At 71.1% G+C, this 21,345-nt stretch carries 20 protein-coding genes; 6 read left to right on the forward strand and 14 right to left on the reverse strand.

Going from position 1 to position 21,345, the window contains the following annotated elements; translation table 11 throughout:
• Window positions 1-51 precede the first annotated feature (51 nt).
• The 3 genes from G3I41_RS23585 to G3I41_RS23595 all read right to left on the reverse strand — a co-directional run bounded on the left by G3I41_RS23585 (window position 52) and on the right by G3I41_RS23595 (window position 3,949).
• Window positions 52-1,134 carry a hypothetical protein gene (locus G3I41_RS23585; RefSeq protein ID WP_164402387.1) on the reverse strand — a complete coding sequence of 361 codons (1,083 nt, stop codon included), beginning with the start codon at window positions 1,132-1,134 and terminating at the stop codon, window positions 52-54.
• 159 nt (window positions 1,135-1,293) lie between these two features.
• Entirely contained in the window at window positions 1,294-2,391 is a 1,098-nt protein-coding gene (locus G3I41_RS23590; protein WP_164402388.1) for a polyprenyl synthetase family protein, read from the reverse strand.
• A 43-nt stretch (window positions 2,392-2,434) separates the two neighbouring features.
• Window positions 2,435-3,949, reverse strand: coding sequence for an AarF/UbiB family protein (locus G3I41_RS23595; protein WP_239081794.1), 1,515 nt, complete (start codon window positions 3,947-3,949; stop codon window positions 2,435-2,437).
• Between the two features lie 206 nt (window positions 3,950-4,155).
• Between G3I41_RS23595 and G3I41_RS23600 the strand changes: the two genes are divergently transcribed.
• Entirely contained in the window at window positions 4,156-4,479 is a 324-nt protein-coding gene (locus G3I41_RS23600; protein WP_164402327.1) for a hypothetical protein, read from the forward strand.
• 253 nt (window positions 4,480-4,732) lie between these two features.
• Here G3I41_RS23600 and G3I41_RS23605 read toward each other — a convergent pair whose 3' ends face one another.
• The gene (locus G3I41_RS23605; RefSeq protein WP_164402389.1) at window positions 4,733-5,029 is read right to left on the reverse strand and encodes a DUF1579 domain-containing protein; all 297 of its coding nucleotides are present in this window, start codon (window positions 5,027-5,029) and stop codon (window positions 4,733-4,735) included.
• A gap of 718 nt (window positions 5,030-5,747) precedes the next feature.
• Window positions 5,748-6,377 (reverse strand): DUF6058 family natural product biosynthesis protein, encoded by a 630-nt coding sequence (locus G3I41_RS23610; RefSeq protein WP_164402390.1) that lies wholly within the window; start codon window positions 6,375-6,377, stop codon window positions 5,748-5,750.
• Between the two features lie 304 nt (window positions 6,378-6,681).
• On the opposite strand from G3I41_RS23610, the gene G3I41_RS23615 reads away from it, so the two are divergent.
• The 5 genes from G3I41_RS23615 to trpS all read left to right on the forward strand — a co-directional run bounded on the left by G3I41_RS23615 (window position 6,682) and on the right by trpS (window position 12,071).
• Window positions 6,682-7,560, forward strand: a complete 879-nt coding sequence (locus tag G3I41_RS23615) for a LysR family transcriptional regulator (RefSeq protein ID WP_164402391.1) — start codon at window positions 6,682-6,684, stop codon at window positions 7,558-7,560.
• Between the two features lie 167 nt (window positions 7,561-7,727).
• Window positions 7,728-8,618, forward strand: coding sequence for an alpha/beta hydrolase family protein (locus tag G3I41_RS23620; RefSeq protein WP_164402392.1), 891 nt, complete (start codon window positions 7,728-7,730; stop codon window positions 8,616-8,618).
• Window positions 8,619-8,662: 44 nt separating this feature from the next.
• Window positions 8,663-9,124: a nuclear transport factor 2 family protein gene (locus G3I41_RS23625; protein ID WP_164402393.1), complete on the forward strand. Its 462-nt coding sequence runs from the start codon at window positions 8,663-8,665 to the stop codon at window positions 9,122-9,124.
• A complete protein-coding gene (locus tag G3I41_RS23630; RefSeq protein ID WP_164402394.1) occupies window positions 9,124-10,518 on the forward strand; it encodes an MFS transporter in 1,395 nt (464 codons plus the stop codon). Before G3I41_RS23625 ends, G3I41_RS23630 begins: the two co-directional genes overlap by 1 nt.
• A gap of 443 nt (window positions 10,519-10,961) precedes the next feature.
• On the forward strand, window positions 10,962-12,071 hold the full coding sequence (trpS, locus tag G3I41_RS23635) for a tryptophan--tRNA ligase (RefSeq protein WP_164402395.1): 1,110 nt from the start codon (window positions 10,962-10,964) through the stop codon (window positions 12,069-12,071).
• A gap of 190 nt (window positions 12,072-12,261) precedes the next feature.
• Here the strand turns inward: trpS and G3I41_RS23640 are convergent, their stop codons facing one another.
• From G3I41_RS23640 to G3I41_RS23680, 9 genes are all read right to left on the reverse strand, one after another.
• Window positions 12,262-13,506, reverse strand: a complete 1,245-nt coding sequence (locus G3I41_RS23640; RefSeq protein WP_164402396.1) for a phosphopentomutase — start codon at window positions 13,504-13,506, stop codon at window positions 12,262-12,264.
• A gap of 11 nt (window positions 13,507-13,517) precedes the next feature.
• Window positions 13,518-14,684 carry an alanine racemase gene (locus G3I41_RS23645; protein ID WP_164402397.1) on the reverse strand — a complete coding sequence of 389 codons (1,167 nt, stop codon included), beginning with the start codon at window positions 14,682-14,684 and terminating at the stop codon, window positions 13,518-13,520.
• 2 nt (window positions 14,685-14,686) lie between these two features.
• Window positions 14,687-15,802, reverse strand: a complete 1,116-nt coding sequence (locus G3I41_RS23650; protein ID WP_164402398.1) for an aminotransferase class V-fold PLP-dependent enzyme — start codon at window positions 15,800-15,802, stop codon at window positions 14,687-14,689.
• A 2-nt stretch (window positions 15,803-15,804) separates the two neighbouring features.
• Window positions 15,805-16,758, reverse strand: a complete 954-nt coding sequence (locus G3I41_RS23655; RefSeq protein WP_164402399.1) for a phosphotriesterase — start codon at window positions 16,756-16,758, stop codon at window positions 15,805-15,807.
• Between the two features lie 48 nt (window positions 16,759-16,806).
• On the reverse strand, window positions 16,807-18,144 hold the full coding sequence (locus tag G3I41_RS23660) for a YhfT family protein (RefSeq protein ID WP_164402400.1): 1,338 nt from the start codon (window positions 18,142-18,144) through the stop codon (window positions 16,807-16,809).
• A 47-nt stretch (window positions 18,145-18,191) separates the two neighbouring features.
• Window positions 18,192-18,548 (reverse strand): DUF2620 domain-containing protein, encoded by a 357-nt coding sequence (locus tag G3I41_RS23665; protein ID WP_164402401.1) that lies wholly within the window; start codon window positions 18,546-18,548, stop codon window positions 18,192-18,194.
• Between the two features lie 36 nt (window positions 18,549-18,584).
• Window positions 18,585-18,971 (reverse strand): PRD domain-containing protein, encoded by a 387-nt coding sequence (locus tag G3I41_RS23670; protein ID WP_164402402.1) that lies wholly within the window; start codon window positions 18,969-18,971, stop codon window positions 18,585-18,587.
• A 109-nt stretch (window positions 18,972-19,080) separates the two neighbouring features.
• Window positions 19,081-20,019, reverse strand: coding sequence for a GntR family transcriptional regulator YhfZ (gene yhfZ / locus G3I41_RS23675; RefSeq protein WP_164402403.1), 939 nt, complete (start codon window positions 20,017-20,019; stop codon window positions 19,081-19,083).
• Between the two features lie 205 nt (window positions 20,020-20,224).
• Window positions 20,225-21,345: glycoside hydrolase family 38 C-terminal domain-containing protein (locus G3I41_RS23680; RefSeq protein WP_239081795.1), on the reverse strand; the 1,121-nt coding region annotated here is incomplete at its 5' end.

Genomic DNA, 21,345 nt, shown 5'->3' on the forward strand with positions numbered 1-21,345 from the left:
CGGCGTCCGGGAGCACCGGTCGCCGCGCCGCGCATCCAGGTGCGGATGCGTTCAGATGTGGACCTGCCACCACCAGGCGATGGAGGGCAGGCCGCGAGGGTCGTGCCCTTCCGGCAGCGGAGTGTCCGTCCAGTGCGAGGGCGCCGGAGCTACGGGACGCGGGGCGCCGCCCCTGTCGGCGGCGGCATACCGGGGTGTTCTCGCGGCCCAGTCGATGTTGCCGCGGATGCCGTGGGCGAGATCGTCGATGTAGCGGTTGAGTGACCGGCTCGCATGTGCCCGGACGCTCTCGCTGAGTCCGAGGAACCGGCACAGGACGCTGTCGCGCAGGCTGACGCCCTGGTGGAGCGCCTGTTCGGGCGTGCTGCCCTCGTGGGCCATCAGAACGGTGAGCAGATTCTGATCGGTCTGACGGCGTGAGGACTCGCGGGCGAAGGAGTGGCGGTCGTTGTCGAGGGCCGCGACGCACACGGCCATCTCGGTGAGCGCGCGCACAGCCGGATCGTCCATCTCCCGGGCTGGCACTTCCTCGCCGTTGACCATCTCGAGCATGGCGTAGGTGGGTTCGCCGCCCGCGGCGTGCAGCCGCATCGTGAGGTACTCGTCGAGGGTGGGCATCAGCGCGGTGGCACGGTTGCAGACCTGCCACTGGACACCGGTGAGCCACGCCTGATGAGCGTGGTGGAAGCGCCGGTTCTGTACGGGGGTGGCACAGGCGCGGAAGCGTTCGCCGAGGTCGTGCACGGCATCGGCGAAGGTGTCACCGGTGCGCAGCGGCCCAGGGATCTCCAGGGCCCGCTGCGTGTGTGCCGCCGTGCGGGCGAAACCTGACGGGTCGGAGGCGAGGGGGCCCTCGTCGCAGCGGGCGTCGTCGAAGGCGAATCCCCAGTACACCCAGCAGACGGCGAGCCAGAGGCGGTCGGGGTCGGCCTCGGGTGCGAAGCGTGCGTAGAAGTCGGCGCTCCTGGTGGCCAGTGTGCGGGCGCGTTCCTTCTCGGACCGGGCGAAACCCATGGCGTCGACCCACGTGAGGGCACGGCGTTCCGCCTCTTCGGCGTGCGGATGGACGGCCGGTCCGATCGGGCAGAAGAACGGCAGGGCCAAGGCGTCGGTGGTGAAGGTGTCGCTGCTCAAGGGATGCCTTCCTCGGGGGCGTTGCCGCAGGGGTCCCGTCTCGGTGATGTTGGCTGCTGCCGGAGCTGTCGGGACGTGGTGCCGGGCGAGACGGCCTTCGTACGGTGTCGGCCTCGCCGGAAGCCGGAACGCCGAACGGCCGCCGTGCCTCGGTGGGCTTCAGGCCGCCCGGGTGACCGCGCTGTCGGCGATGCGACGCAGTGCCTCCGCGGCCCGTGGGAGGAACGGTGCCTGCTCCAGGGCGGCGACTGCCGCCGCGTACCGCGTGCTGATCATCTGCTCGACGGTCGTGCGGGCGCCCGTGACCTCCAGGACGCGGCGTACTGCCGCCGCCCCCTCCTCATCGAGGCATGGGTCCCCGACGAATCTGCGCAGAAGCCGCGCTTGTGGCCGAGTCGCTCTCCGGACCGCCAGCGCCATGAGGACGGTGGCCTTCCCCGACCGCAGGTCCTCGGCCACCGGCTTCCCGGTCACGGCCGGGTCGCCGAAGACGCCGAGCAGATCGTCGCGGAGCTGGAATGCCTCGCCCAGCGGAAGCGCGTACGCCGAGCAGGCTTCGAGCAGTCCGGCGCCCGCACCTGCGAGCACCGCGCCCAGGTGCAGCGGGCGCTCGACTGTGTACCGGGCTGTCTTGAGGCGCACGACCCGCAGGGCGAGGCTGGTGTCCCCGCCGGGCGGCCCGGCGGCTCGCAGGTCCAGGTACTGGCCGAGCACCACCTCATTGCGCATGGTGTCGACGAGGGGCAGGACCACGCGGTACTGCCCCTCCGTGAGCCCGGCGGAATGCAGTATCTCGTCGCACCGTACGAGCGCGAGATCACCCAGAAGCACGGCCAGATTCCTGCCGAACGCCTCCGCGTCCGCCCGGTCCCCATGGCGGACGGCGAAAGCCCGGTGGGCGCTGGGCGCGCCCCGGCGGCGCTCGCTCCCGTCCATGACGTCGTCGTGGATGAGGGCGAACGCGTGGAACAACTCCAGTGACGCGGCCAGTCGAAGGGCCGTGCTCTCGCCCGCGCTCTGCCTGCCGCAGCGCACGGTATGCCAGCCGATCAGGCAGAGCAGTGGCCGGATGCGTTTGCCCGGCGCGAGTACGTACCAGGCGAGCGCACGGTCGAGGTCGTGCCCACCGTGGGGGCGCCGGCTTTGGGCGGGGACGCGGGACGAGGGGCTGCACAGGAAGTCGGTGAGCGCGGTGTCGATGTGCTCGCGCAGATCAGCGAGATCGAGCGCATCTGCGGCCAGGGCCTGCGGACGCATGAGGGCTCCTTGGTGTGGGGGGAGGGAGCATGGGCGGACGACGTCATCTGGCTCTGGCGCAGTGCTGCCAGAACATGGCGGCGGCCATGGACAGACCGAGCTCCGGCACGCCGGGGCCCAGCCTCGTGGGAGACGTCGGCCGGGAGCCGTTGAGAGTCATCCGCATGCTGAGGTCGCGGTTGGACAGGTCCCTCGTGAGACCGCGCAACTGCTGGGGCGCTGCCGCACCGGCCGTGATCAGCTCCAGTGCCGTACGCACGGCCTGCTGCGGTGACAGGGCCTCCTTGACCAGGTCGGTGACGATACCGATCAGCTCTTCGGAGAAGACGTCGATGAGGGAGAGTTCCGGGCACAGATGGCGGATGGAGCCCTCGATGTTCGCGAACGACTTACCGAGGATGGCGACCATGGGACTGGTGCGGATGCCCCGTCGGGTGGAGTGCTGGAGAACCGCGGTCAGCGTGACGCCGAAGTTGAGCTCTTCCAGGGACGCCGTGGCGATCTGTGGCACCAGCGCGGACATGTCACCGGCGAAGGCGGCCGCCCGCGTCCACGAGGTGGTACTGCCCATGTCGATCCAGGCACGGGCTGTTCCCGCACCGTCGTTCATGGCCAGGTTCAGCAGCAGGAGCAGGATGCTGGTGCTCATGGGCCGGTCGATACGGCCGACCATGCCCCAGTCGATCAGCGTCGCCGGCCGGCCGGGCTCCACGAAGACGTTGCCCGGGTGCGGATCGCCGTGGAAGATCCGGTCGACGAAGTAACCGCGGTACATGAAGGCGAGCAGGTCATGGCCGATCGCCCGGCGCTCCTCCAGGGTGAACGCGTCCCGGTCCGCGTCACGGATCGACACCCCGGGTGCCAGACTCTGTACGAGCACCCGGCCGGTCGCCCGGACGACCTCGGGCACGGCGATGTGATCGAAGCCGAGAGCCGCCTCGGCGGCCTCGGTCATGTTCCGCGCCTCCTTCACGAAGTCGAGTTCGGGACGCATGGCGTCGAAGACGACACCGAGCATGGCCTCGATATCGATCACGTCGTTGAACCGGGTCGCTCGCTTCGCCCCGAACCGCGCCAGTGACCGGATCAGCTTCATGTCCGCCTGCACGGACTCCCGGACGCCGGGCCGCTGGATCTTGACGGCGACCTCCCGTCCGTCCGGCAGCTCGGCCCGGTAGACCTGAGCCAGGGAAGCGGTGCCCAGCGGAGAGGCGGTGTCGATGTCCGCGAAACTCCGGTGCCACAACGGACCGAGCTCCTCCTTGAGTACCGGCTCGAAGGAGGAGAACGGCGCAGGCGACACGCTGTCGTGCAGCTTCTCGAACTCAGCGATCATCTCGGGCGGCACGAAGTCCGGGCGGGTCGCCAGCATCTGACCCGCCTTGATGTAGAAAGGCCCCAGACTCTCCAACGCCTCGCGGGCGCGGCGGGCCCGGCGCACCCGCGCGCTCTCGCCCTGAGACGCGCGGCGGCCGCGCGGCAGCAGGGTGTGTGCCGCCTCCGCCCCGGCGAGCTGCGCCAGGACCCGTGCGAGCAGTCGAGCACGCTGCTCACCCATCGACACCACTCCTGCCTGCCCCACCCGCATGCGTCATCGGACCGGCGTCCGTCCCCCGCCGGCCGTTGCGCTCAGCGCGCAACGTCGCTGATCCGGTCGAGACGGGCGGCCAGTGCCGCCAGGTCCGCCCGGACGGCGTCGAGGTCCTCGGCATCCCGCGGAGGGGGGATCGTCCCCACCGCCCGGGCGTCCCGGCTGCTGTCCCGGTGCCTTTCCAACTGGTCGGCCAGCAGGGAGATCTGCTCGGTGAGCGCCCGCAGCTCGTCGTCGCGATCCGGAGGGCCGGCCTGGCGGCGGTCCGGGCCGCGGCGACGGCGGTCATGTCCGTCGTGGTCGTGGTCGTGACCGTGGTCGTGGTCGTGGTCGTCGTCGTGATCGTCATGGTCCCGGTCGCGCGGGCGCCTGTCGTCGTCCAGGGCGTCGCTCAGGGAATGGCGCACACCGCGCTCGAAATCCCCGGCGCGGTCAAGGGCGTCATCGACGAGATCCTCCGTCGCGTGGACCATGCGGCGCAGGGCGTGGCTGACTGAGGTACGGGAATGGCGGCGGGACACAGAGGACCTCCAAGACGTGGGACGAGAGAAGAGTTCCGAGATCGCAACTGCTGGGCGCGGTTCTTCGGCTTCGCGGTCAGCGGCGTGGTTCGTCCTCGTCCTGGGGGCGCAGATACAGGATCTTGCCGTAGCCGGTGTCCAGCCAGATGCGGTGCCCTCCGGTTCCGGACAGGGCGGGATGCGTGTAGCGACGGCGGTGCCCGGTGCCCGGATCGACGGTTACGGACGCCTATTCGAGACACCAGGCTGCCCTCTCGCCCGCTGATTCCACCCGCAGGTAGACGGGGAAGTGGTGCAGGTCCTCAGTGCTCAGCGGCGGCCTGCGGGGGTCGTTGTACTCCGGATACTTCACGTTGCTGTCCTGGCCGAGACGAAAGTTGGCATCCGCCCCCCGCGAGAAGTCGACACCGTGGGTGTCGAGACTGAACTCACGTCCCGCCACCCCGAGATAGATCCACGAGCCGGTCGAGGCATGGTCGATATCGGCGGTCACGATGTGCGCGACGATCTGGGAGATTGCGTTCACGGGGGAGGGGTCCTCTCAGGTTGGGCTGATCGGCCGAGGAGCGGGGTCGCGCCTGTCGGCGCGAGAGGAAGCCCCGCTGCCCCGGATCGAGGGCGACGTTGCGGGTGACTGCTTTCGACAAGATCAGCATTCCCTCGCGTAATTACGCTATGCATTTGCACGCGTACGGAGCGTCGCGAAGCGGTGGGCCGGGCGCGTACCTGTGCGCCTGGGGCGGTCTGCCGCGCGCCCTCAGTGAGCGCGCGAGCCCGCATGGCACCCGCTGCGTTCCGGCGTACGCCCCTGACCGTGCCGCGCCATGGTCTTCGGGAGGGGAACTCCGGCCGGGTGCTGATGGCCGACGCGACCGCGCTCGACGCCTTCGGAGTTCGGGGGACCAGGCGAAGTAGTGATCACCTTCCGCACGTCAGAGCGCTTCCACGCCATCGTGGCGACGCCTGTGACGCATGCGGACAAGTGGCGTTCCCTGGTTGCCGAATAAGCCGCACAGGCACCGCACAGCGGTTTCCGCACGTCGGTGACGAGGCCCCACGTCACGTTCCGGTAGCCGGCTGCCGCCGGCACCCGGGCTCCAGGGCCTCGCTGTCCACATGGCTGTGCGTGGTACGCCAACGGACGGAAAGCCGCTTCCGCCGTCTCCAGCAGCCGGGCCCGGCGGTCGGCCACTGCCTCCCGCCGGGAAGCCGACAACGGCGCACATCGTTGGACCAGCCGGTACTCAGCGGGCCTCCGGGTCGCCCACGAGGGGCCATGGGCGCGAGAAGCGGGCGCGCGTGGCGTCGATGCAGGTGTCCCGGGACGTCGGCCCGCCGAAGCGAAGACGGTCATAGGCCGTGAACGCCGGCTCCAACGTGTCGAGCTCGTCCACCAGTTGGTGCAGCCGCTCCCGCCACTGGGCCGAACCCGCGTCCGCCTCGTGCTCGGCGGAACCGATCGCGGTCGTCAGGTACTCCTTGCGCTGAATGGCGGACGGCGTCACCGAGTGCAGGCACACGTACTGCCCGCTGAGATACGCGTCCCACTCCACCTTCCCGGTGACCGGGTCGGCCCAGTGAGCGGTGAACCACGCCTCCAGCGGCTCCACGCCACCGGCTTCGTCGGCGAGAGCGAACAGGTCGACCGGCACCATCTCGGCACCGTCGGAGCGCAGATACCCGGGAAGCGGCAGACGGCGTTCCAGCATCAGCCGCCGGACCGCGTCGACATCGCGGCCACGGGCGGCGCACAGTTCCTCCAGGGCGAGGAACTGTGCGCTGACATACAGATCATCGGCGTCGGTCATCGGGTGATCGCCGTTGACCTCGCGGAACCGCTCGGCGAGTTGCTGCTTCAGGTCGGGCTCGGACATCGGATCGCCTCCGCTGCGTGTACCGCCGCGGGCACCTCCCGCGCAGGAGTCGGCACGCTACCGGCCGAACCGTTCGGCGCTCACCGAACTGTCGAGGCCATCGCGACGGCACGAGGGCATGGCACCCTTGCCGGCCGACGCCCTGTCCGGTGCAGCTGCTCACCGAGCACCCGGGAGTACGGCAGCGCCCCCACGTGTGGGACCGCAGACGTCGCCGCCGAGGGTGCCGGTAACCTCCCTCGGAGAGCGGTGCGGCGGCAATCCGGCAGGCGGCGGCATACTCCGCGGCGACGAAGGGGGCTGGGTGGAGAGGTACGAGATCGAGACCTTTCTCGCCCTGGCCGATGAGCTGCACTTCGCGCGGACGGCCGAGCGGCTGGGTGTCACTCCGGGGCGGGTCAGCCAGACGATCAAGGCGCTGGAGCGGCGGATCGGCGGCGCGCTGTTCGAGCGCAGCAGCCGCCATGTCCGCCTGACACCGGTCGGCCGGCAGCTCCGCGACGATGTGGCACCGGCGTATCAGCGGATGCAGCGCGCCGTGGCCGACGCGCGGGCGGCCTGTGCGGGGATCGGTGAGGTGCTGCGGATCGGTTTCACCGCTCCGTGGTCCGGCGAACTGCTCCTGCGGTCCGCCGAGGCGTTCCTGGCCCGGAATCCGCGTTGCACCGTCGAGCCCCACGAGGTCGCCTATCACCTCGTCGTGACCGCCCTGCGGGAGCGACAGATCGACGTGGCCGTCGCGGTACCGCCCGTCGACCAGACCTGCATCACCGTGGGGCCGGTTCTCTCCCGTGAACGCCTGGCTCTCGTGGTGCCCGCCTCGCACGCCCTGGCACGGCGGGAGACCGTGTCCCTGGAGGACCTGGCCCTCCTGCCGCTGGTGACCGCCTCAGGGATGCCCCAGTTGTGGGGCGACGGGCTGTTCCCTTCCCGTACACCTCTCGGACTACCCGTCGAGCACGGCCCGACCGCGGGCGGCTGGCAGGGCGTGTTCCTTCTTGTCGCGGCGGGCAAGGGCGCCACCATCGCCCCGCTCCGCTCGGAGCCGTTCCAGGCGCGTGCCGGCCTCGTCTATGTGCCGTTCGAGGATGCCGCTCCGGTCGAGTACGCGCTGATGTGGCGGACGGACAACCGTTCGGCCGGGCTGCGCGCCCTCGCGAGGACCGTCGCCGACCAGGCCTGATGGCCCAGTCGGCTCGCCTCGGCCAGGACCCTGGAGAGCAGACCCTCTCATCCTCGGCCCTCAGGTTTAGTGCTGCTCAACGTGCCCTTACCTATTCGGCGTTGTTCAGCGAGGCGGTCGGCTGCGAGCGTGAGGGCCTCCCCCTCTCACCTCCTGAGGAGTCGCACGTGCCGATACGTGAACAGGTCAGCTTCCTAGGTGCCCAGGGCAAGCTCGTCGGGCATCTTCATCTGCCCGACGCCGACCAAACCACCCCCGCGGCAGGCGTACTGGTCGCTGGTACCTGGACGTCCGTCAAGGAGCAGATGGCCGATCGCTACGCCGGGGAACTGGCGACGCGCGGCTATGCGGCGCTGTCGTTCGACTTCACCGGGTACGGCGAGTCGGAGGGCACACCACGTGACTACGAGTCGCCGGCCTTGAAGGCCGGCGATCTCCACGCCGCCGCCGACTTCCTCGCCGGCCATCCGGCCGTCGCCGATGACACCCTCGGAGTGCTCGGCGTCTGTGCCGGTGCGATGTACGCGAGTGCCTTCGCCGCGCGGGACACCCGGGTGCGGTCGCTCGCGCTGGTCGCACCGTGGCTGCACGACCGCCGCATCTGCGAGGAGAACTACGGCGGGCCGGACGGTATCGCGGCGAAGAAGGCCGCGGCGGCAGAGGCACGGCGGCGGTACGAGGAGACCGGCGATGTCACCTATGTGCCGGTGGTCAGCGGCAGCGACCCGGACGCGGCCATGCCCTTCGACATCGACTTCTACCTCAATCCGGAGCGGGGCGGGATACCGCAGTGGTCCAACCGGTACGCGGTGATGGCCTGGACCGAGTGGCTCGACCACGACGCCGTCGCGCTCGCCCGGGACGTGACCGCGCCGACGCTCCTCGTGCACAGCGAGGACGCGGCGATTCCGGACGGCGCCCGCCGCTTCCACGCCAGCCTGGCCGGACCGTCGGAGTTCCTGTGGACGCAGGGCACCCAGTTCGACTTCTACGACCGGCCACCGCAGGTCCGGCTGGCCGCCGACGCAGCCGCCGAGCACTTCGCCCGCACGCTGTGAACCATCCAGTTCCCGCCCTGACCCACGTAGACAGGCTGACCACCATGCTCATGTCCGACCAGTCGCTCACCGCAAGGTACGCCGTCGCGGAGACCTGCACCCGCATGGCGGTGCACGCCGACCGCCGTGAATGGGAACAGCTGGGCACGCTCTTCGCCGACACGGTCGTGCTCGACTACACCAGCCTGAACGGAGGGGAGCCGGCCCGCCTCACACCCCGTCAGATCACCGAAGCCTGGCGGGCCACCCTCTCCGGCTACGACGCCACCCAGCACCTGATCGCCAACCAACTCGTCACCCTCGACGGCGACCGCGCGGTGTGCACCGCTTCCTTCCAGGCGACCCACCGGACGGCGGCTGCCCACGGCGCGTCCCTCTGGACCCTCGGCGGCGACTACCGCTGGGAGCTGGCCCGCCGCGGCGACAGGTGGCTGATCGACACCGTGGTCATGACCGCGACCTGGGGCGACGGCAATCAGGCGCTGCCCGCGCGGGCGGCAGGCTGATGACCACCGGCACAGCCTCCGCGCCGGTCACCGCCCGGGGCGGTTCACCCGCAGCGCTGGGCGCCGCCCTGTTGGGATTCTTCCTCATCTCACTGGACGCGCTGATCGTCACGGTCGCCCTGCCCGACATCGGGCGCGGTCTCGGTGTCGGCATGTCCGGCCTGCAGTGGGTGGTGGACGGCTACACCCTGATGTTCGCCGCGCTGATGCTCTCCGCGGGCGCGCTGTCCGACCGAATCGGCGCCAAGCGGGCGTTCGGCGGCGGCCTGGTCCTGTTCGCGACGGCTTCCATGGCGTGCGGGCTGGCGCCCGGACTCGCGGGTCTCGTCGCGGCCCGACTGGTGCAGGGCGCCGCCGCGGCCGTCATGATGCCGGCGTCGCTGGCGCTGGTCCGGCAGAGCTTCCCCGACCAGGCCGAACGGGCACGCGCGATCGCGGTCTGGACGGTGGGCGGCGCGGTGGCCGTGGCGGCCGGACCGGTGGTCGGCGGGGCGTTGACCGCGTCGGTCGGCTGGCGGTGGATCTTCTACGTCAACCTGCCGGCCGCGGTCGTGGCACGCGTCCTTCTCACCCGGGCCCCCGCGTCCCGGGGGATGCCGGCGCGACTGGACTGGCTCGGACAGGTGACCGCGGTCCTGGCCATGGGCGGGCTGACATACGGAGTGATCGAGGGAGGAGCTCAGGGCTTCGGCCGCCTCGGGGTCGTGGTCTCCTTCGGGGTGGCCGCGGCAGCGGCCGCGGGCTTCCTCGTCGCGCAGTCGCGGGGCTCCCGCCCGATGCTGCCGCTGCCGTTGTTCCGCACCCACGTCGTGACGGTCTCCCTGGTGGTGGGCTTCATGCTCAACGCGGCGTACTACGGCGGCGTGTTCGACTTCAGCCTCTACCTTCAGCAGGTACGCGGACAGACAGCTCTGCACGCGGGACTGATGTTCATCCCGATGACGGCGCTGGTCGCGGTGGTGAACCTCGCCTCCGCACGGGTCGCCGCCCGGTTCGGACCGCGTGTTCCGATGACGGTCGGCCAACTCGTCGGAGGAGCGGGACTGCTGTCCCTGCTCACCGTGGGCGCCCACACCCCGGTGTGGGCCGTGGCGGCGCTGATGGTGCCGGTGGGCCTCGGCGGCGCACTGGCGGTACCGGCACTGACCGCGATGCTGCTCGACGCCGTCCCGGCCGACCGTGCGGGCACCGCCGGTGCCGCGCTCAACACAGCCCGTCAGGTGGGCGGGGCGATCGCCGTGGCCGTCTTCGGAGCGCTGCTGGCCGGTGCGGAGTCGTTCCTCGTGGGCATGCGCTGGAGCGTGCTGCTCGCGGCAGTCGGGCTGCTCGCCGGCGCCGGTGCAACGCTGACACTGCCGCGAGCGGCTCGCGCCGAAGCCCCGGCAGCGATCTGAGGACAGCGCGGCAGCCGGTGCGATGCCGGCGGTGCTCGCCATGAGCACGCGCCGCCCTGCGGGCGGTGTCTCCGCCCCGTCACATGAGCACGTGGTCGAGGGGGCCCGCCGCCATCGATCGGCGACCGGCCGGCGAAGGCGGTCCGAGTCGTGTCGAGGCCGACGCGACCCAGTGCCGCGTCGGCTCATCAGTGCCTCCAGCGCAAGAACCAGGAGTCGCACCTGCGACTTCTTGCCGATCGTTTCTCCCCTTTCCCCATGGCGCCCGGTACAGTACGTGCATGCATCTTTCGTCATGTCTGAGCTGGTGGCGCTCCTCGTAGGAGCGGCCACTTCTCACGCATGCCAACGGGCCGTTCGGACGGACGGCCCGTTGTTGTGTCCCCCCTTGGCTCAGGGCCTTGCCGTCCCGACGGCGACATCCGACCCGCCAGGAGACACCGATGAACACAACCGCCGTGACCGCACCTCTCACGACCCCGTCCCCGGCTTCCGCCGACCCACTCGGGCTGTCCCAGGCACAGAAGCGCAGCGCGGAGCTCGAGGAGCTGATCATCAACGATCCCGGCCGCTTCCGGGTGCTGACCGGGGACCGGCCCACCGGGCGTCTGCACCTGGGCCACTACTTCGGCACGCTGCACAATCGGGTGCGTCTGCAGAACCTCGGCGTGGAGTTGTACGTGATCATCGCCGACTACCAGGTCCTGACCGACCGCGACATCGCGGACAATCTGACCGGGCACGTCGAGGAACTGGTCCTGGACTACCTGGCCATCGGTGTGGACCCGGCGCGCAGCACGATCTTCACGCACAGCGCCGTCCCCGCCCTCAACCAGCTGCTGCTGCCCTTCCTCAGCCTGGTCTCCGTCGCCGACCTCGAACGCAACCCCACAGTGAAGGACGAGATCACGCACTCCCGGCAGTCCTCCGTCAGCGGCCTGATGTTCACCTACCCCGCTCACCAGGCCGCCGACATCCTCTTCTGCAAGGCCAACCTGGTCCCGGTCGGCCGGGACCAACTCCCTCATCTGGAACTCACCCGGACCATCGCCCGACGCTTCAACGACCGCTACAGCGCCGGCTCCGCCGTCTTCCCCCGGCCCGAGGCTCTCCTCTCGAACGCTCCGCTCCTGCTCGGCACGGACGGCGGCAAGATGAGCAAGAGCCGCGGCAACGCCATCGCCCTGGCTGTCGACGCCGACGAGACCGCACGCCTGATCAAGGGAGCGAAAACCGATTCCGAGCGCCACATCGCTTACGACCCGGTCGGCCGTCCGGAAGTCTCCTCCCTCCTGCTCCTGGCCGCCCTGTGCCAGAACCGGACGCCCGAGCACGTCGCTTCCGACATCGGTTCCGCAGGATCCGCCGCGCTGAAGAAGACGGTGACCGAGGCGGTCAACGAGTACCTGGCCCCCATCCGGACGCGCCGAAAGGCCTACGCGAACGACCGCGCCTACCTCCGAGCGATTCTGCGCGAGGGCAACGAGCGAGCCAACGCCATCGCCGACAGCACCCTTACGGAGGTGCGTGCCGCGATGAACAGCCACTACTGAGCCCCGGACCGCCGCTCTGGAAGGCACTCTGTCAGAGCGGCAGGATCCCGGCTCATACGGGCCTCCGGCGGGCCATGGACGACGGTGCGACGGGGCGCGTCAGCTCCGTGGGCGCGTGACGCGACCGTAGCTTCGTCGCGGTCGACGGTCAGGTGGTGCTCGGAGCCGGACCGGCCGAACGAGACAGGCGTCAGGCTGCCGCCCCTCGGCCCGTCCGCAGCTCCCGGCCGTTGGCCAGGCTCTCCGGGGCCAGCGACAGGGACACGGCGGCCGTCGCGCCGACATCCGCGAGGCTCTCCGCGTCAGGCAGCAGCTCCACGCCGTCCGCGCCGGGCCGGTGGATGAGCACGGGGACGTACTCGCGGGTGTGGAAGGCGTGCCCGGCCGTCGGGTCGTTGCCGTGGTCGCCGGTCACGATGAGGCGGTCGCCGGGCGCGTCGAGCAGGGCGACGAGCGCGGCCAGGCCCGCGTCGGCCTGTTCCAGGAGGCGTCCGTACCGCTCGGTGTCCTGCTGGTGCCCGGCCAGGTCCGTCTCCTGGATGTTGGAGACCACCAGGCCGTCGCCGCGGGCGCGTACCGCTTCGAGGGTGTGCGTGAGGACGTCGGCGGTGTCCACGGCCGGATGCCGGGCCGCGGTCTCGCAGGCCAGGATGTCGGCGGCCTTCCCCACCAGCGTGACCGGGATGCCGGCGCGGGCGGCCAGGTCGGGGAGCTGGCGGGTGTGGTCGATCCGGGCCCCCAGGTGCTGCACTTCGAGGCCGCCGTTGCGGTAGAAGCCGGTGGCGGGGGTGTCGAGGCCGACCGTGCCCTCCTCGCCGGCCCGTACGAAGCTCTCCAGCGGGCCGTCCGCGTGTCCGCCCACCGCGATGACCCGCGCCACGGGAGCGACGGCGCGCACCGTGCGGGCCACGGCGAGGATGCCGCCCGGTCCCTCGAACGGCAGGTCCTCCAGCCGCCCGGAGGCGTTCCAGTTGATGCCCGGGTCGGCTTCCAGGTTGTCGTGGACCAGCACCGAGCCGTCGACGACCAGGAGCGGCCTGCCGTCCAGCCGGCCGACCCGGTGACCGGCCGCTTCGAGTGCGGCGGTCACCTCGTCGAGGTGGTCGGCGAGCCGGGCGACGGTCACCCGGCTGAAGTCGGCGCCCATCATGGTCTGGTGGCCGGCGAAGGTGTCGGCGCCCGGGTAGCCGAGTGCGGCTCGGCCGGCGGCGACGGGCAGATGGGTGCGCCGGGCGAGATCGGGGTGCGGGTGGACGAGGCCGAGGCCGAGCGAGCCCAGCACGGGCAGCCGCAACGGGCGGCCGAACGCCTCCCGGCAGTGGTCCAGCACATGCCCGCAGGTGTCGGCGGTCAGATCGCCGGGGCGCGTGCTGCCCGCGTCGGGCATGGCGCCGATGCCGAACCCGTCGATCACGACGATGACGGTCTTGGCCATGGGGTGCCTCCTCAGCTCAGGGACCGGCCCTGGGCGTCGTACAGACCGTTGAGACGGGGCCTTCCGGATGAGATTCCGGAGACGACGGCGACGGTCGAGCGGGTGACGAAGATCTGGGTGCGGAAGGCGAGCAGCGCGGTGTCGCCGACGCGGACGTCCTGTCCGGGGGCGGGCGCGTCGAGCAGCCGGTAGTAGTCGATGTTCTCGGCGGGCGCGTCCAGCACGTTCAGACGGGCTCCGCTGCGCGGCAGCAGGGCGCTCCTGATGTGGGAGCGGGCGTAGAACCCGCCACCGAACACGGCGGGGCGGCCGTCGTCCAGGGTGTGGGCGACCTCGGTGACGTACACGTAGGCGGGGGTCTCCGGCTGCGCCGGGTCGAGGGCGTGCAGCGGGGTCGTGCCGGTCAGGGCGTGGCCCGGCTCGCCGTGGGTGGCCCCGAGGCCGGCGAGCAGCGGCAGGGAGGCCATCGAGGTGGCGCTGGGGGCGCTCAGCAGCAGGCCCCTGTGGCCGCGGGCGGCGAGCGTCTCCCGGGCCTTGAGGGCGAGGGCGAAGTTCGGTGTGGCGTACGGGGCACCGGTCGCCGGGTCGCACAGCACGCACGGGAAGGCGGTGACCCCCGCGATCCGGACGCCGGGAAGCCGTTCGGCGGCGTCCGCGAAGGCGTCGAGCCGGTCGAGCGGGACGCCGCCCTCCTGGCCGGGGTAGACGCTTCCCTCGGCGCCTTCGAGACGGATCAGGACGTCCTGGACGAATCCCAGCCGGCTCGCGGTGTCGGAGACGGCGCGGGCGTTGTCCAGGTCGTACACGGTGACGGTCTCGGGACGCCACGCCAGCATCTCGGGCAGGGCGCGGCGCGGGATCTGGACGAGGTGGCCGAGGTTGCCGGCCCGGGCGCCGGACGCGTGCAGGGTGCGCGCCTCGGGCGGGTCGATGGCGGCGTACCGGGGGATGTGCCGGGCGACGGCCCGGATCAGTTCCGGGTTGCGGCCGAGCTGTTTGACGACGAACCAGAGGGAGAGGCCCAGCCGTTCCGCCTCGGCGGCCAGCAGTGCGGCGTTGGCCTCCACGGCGTCCAGGTCCATCACATAGGTGTCCGGCGGGATCGCGCCCTCGTCGTGGAGTGCGGCCGCGGCCTCGACGAGCCCGGGGTTACGGGTCAGTACGGTGTCGAGAAACACGGTCAGTGGTCCTTCGGGTCGTTCAGCGCGGCCAGTGAGCGGCGCAGGATCTCGATGACGAGGTCCGCGCCCGCCCGCATCGGGTTGATGCGCACGGTCCAGTCGGCCAGTTCGGGGGAGTCATCCAGGGCGGAGCTGGACATCCGGTAGAAGAGCGGCGTGATCTCGTAGCGGGAGTTGGAACCGACGGGGTACGGGGCCGCACCGAAGCGGGCCGCGACGGCGGGCAGTTCCCTGGCGACGGGCCGGTCGAGCCGGACGAGCAGGCACCGGTCCTGCGCGTTGGCGAGCCGGACCTCGGCGACCCCGGGCACCTCGCCCGCGGTCAGCCGCTCGGCGACCTCGGCGCCGACCTGGGACTGCACGGACCACATGAGCGGTACGTGGGTGAGCGCGCGCAATGCGTCGAGCGCCTGGTGTCCCTGGACCTGGCCGCCGCCGGAGTAGTTGTCGCGGCGGATGTGCTCGATCAGGTCGCGGGCGCCGACGACGATGCCGACGCCTTCCGGGCCGTGCAGCTTGAACAGGGAGAAGCAGGAGGCGTCGGCGCCCAGTTCGACCCCGGCCGCCGGAGTGCGCATCACGGCGTAGTTGTCGTCGACGACGGTGCGGACGCCGGCGGCCCGGCAGGCGGCGAGGACCGCGCCGGGGTCGTAGGAGTCGGCGAGCCGCTGCCGGGTGTGCTGGACGTAGGCCCAGCGGAACGTGCCGGACTCCAGGGCCTCGCGCAGCTCGTCGGGATCGTTGAAGTCGGCCTCGACGGTCCGGACGCCGAGGCCGCGCAGCGTGACCTCGGTGGTGCGGTAGACGGGCGCCCGGTGGATGAGGAGGGGGTCGCCCGGCCGGACGGCGGCGGTGAGGGCGGCCCGGATCGCGCCGGTGCCCGCGCCCTGGACGAAGGCGGCGCCCTCGGCGCCGAAGAAGTCGGCGAGAACGGACTCGACGCGGGCGGTGGTGGCCGGTCGTCCCAGGCCGGGCACGACCCCGGCGTCGGAGGCGAACAGCTGCGGGCCCTCGAAGTGACGGGCGGTGGCCTCGATGAGCCGGAACTGCCGGGCGACGGCGTCGGCCGGGGCCACGGTGGGCAGCGGGAACGTCCGGGGGAGTACGGGGTGCATGGTCAGCTCTCTTCCACGTTCGCGCCGCTGAGGAAGCGCAGCGGATTGCGGCGGGTCAGCAGGTCGATCAGGTCGTCGTCCACGCCCGCCGCACGGGCCTTGGGCAGGAAGCTCCCGAAGAGATGGCCGTAACCCTGGCCCCCCTCTGAGGTGAGGTAGCCGTGGCGGGAGATGTCACAGCTGAGCAGCGCCCGGTCGGCGTGCCCCGCCTCCAGGAGCGCGAGCAGGAGCCGCAGCCGGGTGTCGTCGCTCTGGTAGCCGTCCTTGCCGACGGTGTCGAAGGCGACGTACGCGCCGCTCGCGGCCAGCTCCCGGTGCACCGCCGGGTCGTCCAGCAGGTCCTGATGTCCGACCGAGATCCGGTGCGGGGGCAGCCCCTCGCCGGTGAGCAGTTCCAGCTGAGCGAGGCCGCCGCGGCCGAGCTGGGCGTGGGTGGCGACGGAGAGCCCGGTGGCGAGGGCGGCCCTTGCCGCGGCGCGGAGCACCTTGCTCTCCGGCGGCGTCGGGATGTCCCCGTGGCTGCCGATCTCGCCGAGGACGCCGGGGCGGATGCCTGTGGAGCCGATGCCGTGGTCGATTTCGTGGACGAGGGTGGCGGTGAGGTCCTCGACGCTGCCGCGGTCGATTTCGGGGGTGTGGAACGGCTCGTAGTACCAGCCGGTCGCGGCGACGACGGCGACCTTGGCGTCCCGGGAGATCCGGGCCAGGGTGCCCACGTCTCGGCCCATGCCGCGACAGGTCAGCTCGACGACCAGGGAGAGTCCGTACTCCTCGCGGAGCGCGGCCAGTTCGGCGGTGACGGCGGCGGTGTGTCGGCCGGCTGCGAGCACGGCGCCGCCGTCACCCCGGTGGTCGAGGTCGAGGACGAGGTGTTCGTGGGCCAGGGCGGGGCCGCGTACCGCTTCGGGGGCGATGTTGCCGAGGACGGTACGGAGCACGGGGGCGGAGCTGTTCATCGTGGGGGGTCCTTCTGGGGTCGGCCTGCGTGATCCGGGGGCGTGGGGCTAGCCCTTGATCGGTGTGAACAGGTCCATCCAGTAGAGGAGGTTGAGGAGGATGCCGCCGACGATCACCGCGGCCGGTGCCGCGGCCATCCGGACGACCGGCCGGCCCATCGCCTCGTTCAGCAGGTAGAGCCCGCCGACGACGAGGATGCCCAGGCCGCCGCCCATGGCGTTGGCCGCCATCAGCGACCCGAAGAGGATCGCCAGCTGGAGCGTCTCGCTGATCGCGCTGCGCAGGTGCTCGGAGGAGTCGCGGACGCTGGGCAGCCGCCCGAGGAGCTTGCCGATGTAGGACAGGGCCAGCACCTCGGCCGCGAAGACCAGAGCGCCCACGACCGCGGCGAGGAACGGGTTCGGCATCAGGTACCCGATGGGGTACACGAGGGTGAAGCCCGCGATGCCGTACGCGCCGGAGGCCAGCGCGGTGGTCGCGATCAGCGGGATGAAACCGAAGACGCGGTAGAAGTCGACCTGCGCCGCCTCCGAGTACTGCCCCTTCGCGATCAGGAAGCTGGTGGCCTCGCCGCCGCCGAATATGTGCATCTGGGCGAGCACACAGACTCCGGCGCCCAGCACCATGAACAGCGGCAGGTACCTGCGCAGCCGGGCCGCACTCGCGCTGAAGAGCGAGGCCATCGGGTCGTCACCCTCGACGACGGGTTCGCTCACGCCCGCGGCCCTGTCGGCCTTGCGCTGGGCGATGTCCTTGGCGACGGCGAGACCGATGAGCATCAGGACGCCGACGGCCATGGCCAGCGCGCCGGCGAACATGTTGGGCCACAGCTTCATGGTCATGACGACCAGGGCGAACTCCAGCAGCCCCGCGATGCCGCCCCACTTGCGCCCGAACTGCTTCGTGATGGCCAGCACCGGGAACAGCGTGAAGAGGAAGAGGATCGGGGTCGACATCTGCTGCATGGCGGTGATGAAGTCGACCGGCAGGTCATGGGCCACGTTGTTGGCGCCGTTGAGCCCGAAGACGACGACGGCGCCCCAGGCGCCGCCGAGGATCGGCGCGAGCCACTTCTTCGGCGACAGCATGCCGAGGATGTCGGTGGGCAGGAAGAGGAGCCACGGGTTCAGCACACCGGTGGACAGCGCCATCGGGGCGCCGAGCCCGAAGATGAACCCCGCCGAGAGGCCGAACGAGACCGCCGTCGTCGCGCTGCGCGTGGTGCGCCCCTGGATGAAGTCCAGGAGGAACGGACGCACGCCGTCGTTGAAGACGGCCAGCGCCATGTGAGAGATGTACGCGGTCAGCGCACAGAGGGCTATGACGGTCAGTTGCTGGGCCAGCGAGAAGTCGAGGCTCGTACCGGCTGCGAGTGTCGTACTCACGGGGTCACTCCTTCGTGCCCGGGGTGATCAGAGCGGGGTGGCTGGGGTCAGCCGCGGGCGGCGATGGCGCGCGCCATGAGAGGGGCGATGGTGTCGATCTGGTCCATCGAGAAACCGAAGACCTTCTTGCCCTCGTCCAGCAGGGCGGTGATCTGCTCCTCGGTGGGGACGTTGCGGCCGAAGGTGTGGCAGACGGCGCTGCCCATCAGGCCGACGAGAACGCCGAGCGAGGCGCCGGCGCCCGTGTGACAGGTGCCCAGGTAGTAGTCGGCCTGGGCGACGCGCAGCTTCATCGCGGCGTCCATGTCGCTGGAGGCGGTGATCTCCAGGCCTTCGATGCCGAGCTGCTTGATGGTGTGGGTGACCTCGGTCTTGCCGACGCCGCCGGCGAGGATCTTCATCATGTCCTGCTTCTTTCCGGATGGTGGGGACGGGGTGGTTCAGGAGGAGAGGGCGGCGGGGGCCTGTTGCGCCAGTACCGCGAGGTGCATGCCGAGGAAGTTCACCTCGGACTCCGGAAGGGCGGCCCCGAGTTCGCGCCGGGCGCGCTCGGCGACGGCGCGGGCGCGGCTGACGGCCTCGGGGTGTCCGGCCAGTTCGGAGGCGACCTGGTCGTCGGTGAGGAACTGCTCGATGGCCTCGCCGTTCAGGAGCCTGGTGAGCGCCATCATCAGGTGGCTGGTGAGCATGCCCGCGGTCGCCTCGGTCACGGTGTTGCCCTCCGCCTCCAGGGCGGCCAGTTCGGCCGTGACGAAGTCGGCCACCTCGGGCTTGATCTGTCCGCCTTCGCGGAAGAGCTGAAGCCGCAGAGCCAGCTGGTCGTCCATGGCGTTCCTCCTAAAATCGACAGTAACCAGGATTTTGTATTTTGATGCGGCCGAAGGTCCCGCCGCGGCAGGACCTTCGTCCTGTTCCGGCCGTCCCGTCGGCCGGGGCTCAGTACGAGGGCAGGCGCGTGCCCTCGAGCACCTCGCGCTGGAGCGAGGTGATCAGTGAGAGGTCGAGGGAGTCCCGGACGGCAGCCAGGGCCTTGGCCCCTTCGGTCCGGCCGATGACGGCCGCGCTCGAGTTGCGCAGTGACAGCTCGCGGGTGACCTCGTCCCCCAGCGGAAGCACGTCGACACCAAAACCGAGCCGGTCCTGCACCTCGTCCAGGTTCCAGACGGTGGCGTCGACCTCCTCGCGGGCGAAGAGGTCGGGCAGCTGCATGTACGAAGCCTCCACGCGCTGGACGTCCGGGCGTCCGGCGAAGACCAGGTCGACCAGCATCCGCAGGTCCTCCGACGCGTGGTCGACCGCGACCCGCAGCCCCGGGGTGTCCAGGTCCACGCCGTGGCGCAGGAGCATGCCGTGCGCGCCGACGTAGGTGGCCGGCCCCAGATCCGCCACCAGCTCCACCGGATGCTCGGCGATCAGCTCATCGGCGGCGAAGCGGGACAGGACGACGAGGTCGGCCTTGCCTTCCAGCAGGGCGGCGGTGCGGGCCCCGGCGCCTCGCATGAACGTGATCGCGAAGGGAGCGCCCGCCTTCTCGAAGGCGCCGCGCAGTCCGGTGGCCAGGCCCTCGTACCGGCGGGAGTACGGCAGGGGCATCGCGGCCAGCAGCGTTCCGAGCCCGGAGAGCCGCCAGAGTATGGAGCGGTCCGAGTGCGCGAGGAAGGTGCCGAGGTGCCCCCGGGCGGTGGTCCTGATGGCGCCGGACTCCTCCAGCAGTTGCAGAGCCGCCTGGACCGTGCCGTTTCCGCAGCCCAGTTCCTCCGCGTAGTCCCGCACCCGGGGCAGCCGCGTGTCCGGCTCATGGTTGAGCAGCAGGACCGCGAGCTGGCGGGCGGCCAGGCCGTTGCGCGTAAGGAAGCGCTCATCGAAGGCGTTCACGTAGGGAACAGTAAACAGGATTCTGGATATTGACAAGGCTCCCCGCCGAAGCCCACCCAGCGGGGCCCGGGCGTGCCCCTACGCGGCGATCGCGCACCGAGCGGCGGCGTCCTTCGGAGTGCCGCCCCGGGACCCGTCGTACACGCTGCCGCCCCCGATGTCCGCATGCGGCACCAGGGGCGGCAGCAGCCCGCGCATCCCGGCGTCAGCCGCGCGTCACCCGCAGCGTCACCAGCTCGAACGGGCGCAGCGACAACCGCACGCCCTCGCCGTCGCTCTCGGGCACCGGGGCATCGGTCAGCGGCCGCTCCAGCAGGTCGGTCGCCACGACGTCCATGGCCCGGAAACCGGTGGCCAGGCGCACCTTCGCCCGGCCGCCCGTCGACTCGTAGAGCCGCACGACGACGTCGCCGCTCCCGTCGTCCGCCAGCTTGACCGCGCTGACCACGACCGCGTCGTTGTCGACACCCACCAGCGGGGGCACCTCGCGCTCACCGGTGACCCGGCGCTCCGGCAGGTTCACGCGGAACCCCTCCCGGACCGCGTCACCGATCGCCGCCCCTGGCACCAGCGCGTGCCGGAAGCGGTGCACGCCCTGGTCGGTCTCCGGGTCGGGGAAGCGCGGCGCGCGCAGCAGCGAGACCCGCACGGTGGTGGTCGTGCCCGCGTCCGTGTCCCGGACGGTGCGCGTGACGTCGTGGCCGTACGTCGAGTCGTTGACGAGGGCGACGCCCCAGCCCGGCTCCTCCAGGTGGACGAAGCGGTGGTTGCAGGCCTCGAACTTGGCCGCCTCCCAGCTGGTGTTCGTGTGCGTCGGCCGGTAGAAGTGCCCGAACTGGGTCTCGGAGGCGTACCGCTCGGCATGCACGTCCAGCGGGAACGCGGCCTTCAGGAACTTCTCCGTCTCGTGCCAGTCGACCTCGGTGTCGATGTCGAGCCGCTTGGCGCCCGGCTCCAGGGTGAGCAGCTGGGTCACCTTCGAGTCGCCGAAGCTGCGGACGATCCGCACGCCGTCCGTCACCGGGGTCAGTTCATCGAGGTCGGTCAGGTCCGTGACCGTGTTGCGGTAGAACGCGTCGACGTCCCACGCGTCCCACATGTTCGGGAAGTCGGGGTGGATCTGGAGCAGGTTCGCGGCCGCGCCCGGAGCGACGGTCTCGCGGTCAGCGGCGACGTCGTACGCGGAGACGACGAGGCCCCGGCCGTCGATCTCCACCCGGAGCAGGCCGTTGTCGAGCACGTGGCCGCCGCCCTCGCGCGGGGTGGACCGGGTGGTCCCGGCCGTCGCGGCGGTGGCCGCCGCGCCGGCCGGGACGCCGCCGCGGG

It is taken from the genome of Streptomyces sp. SID9727 (genome assembly GCF_010550605.1).
Classification (GTDB): domain Bacteria; phylum Actinomycetota; class Actinomycetes; order Streptomycetales; family Streptomycetaceae; genus Streptomyces.

Excerpts from the sequence above, each read along its gene's own strand:
- G3I41_RS23655 (WP_164402399.1), bottom strand. The coding sequence starts at position 16,758 with ATGAACAGCTCCGCCCCCGTGCTCCGTACCGTCCTCGGCAACATCGCC.
- G3I41_RS23665 (WP_164402401.1), bottom strand. The coding sequence starts at position 18,548 with ATGATGAAGATCCTCGCCGGCGGCGTCGGCAAGACCGAGGTCACCCAC.
- G3I41_RS23630 (WP_164402394.1), top strand. The coding sequence starts at position 9,124 with ATGACCACCGGCACAGCCTCCGCGCCGGTCACCGCCCGGGGCGGTTCA.
- G3I41_RS23595 (WP_239081794.1), bottom strand. The coding sequence starts at position 3,949 with ATGGGTGAGCAGCGTGCTCGACTGCTCGCACGGGTCCTGGCGCAGCTC.
- G3I41_RS23625 (WP_164402393.1), top strand. The coding sequence starts at position 8,663 with ATGCTCATGTCCGACCAGTCGCTCACCGCAAGGTACGCCGTCGCGGAG.
- G3I41_RS23650 (WP_164402398.1), bottom strand. The coding sequence starts at position 15,802 with ATGCACCCCGTACTCCCCCGGACGTTCCCGCTGCCCACCGTGGCCCCG.
- G3I41_RS23670 (WP_164402402.1), bottom strand. The coding sequence starts at position 18,971 with ATGGACGACCAGCTGGCTCTGCGGCTTCAGCTCTTCCGCGAAGGCGGA.
- G3I41_RS23610 (WP_164402390.1), bottom strand. The coding sequence starts at position 6,377 with ATGTCCGAGCCCGACCTGAAGCAGCAACTCGCCGAGCGGTTCCGCGAG.
- G3I41_RS23590 (WP_164402388.1), bottom strand. The coding sequence starts at position 2,391 with ATGCGTCCGCAGGCCCTGGCCGCAGATGCGCTCGATCTCGCTGATCTG.
- trpS (WP_164402395.1), top strand. The coding sequence starts at position 10,962 with ATGAACACAACCGCCGTGACCGCACCTCTCACGACCCCGTCCCCGGCT.
- G3I41_RS23640 (WP_164402396.1), bottom strand. The coding sequence starts at position 13,506 with ATGGCCAAGACCGTCATCGTCGTGATCGACGGGTTCGGCATCGGCGCC.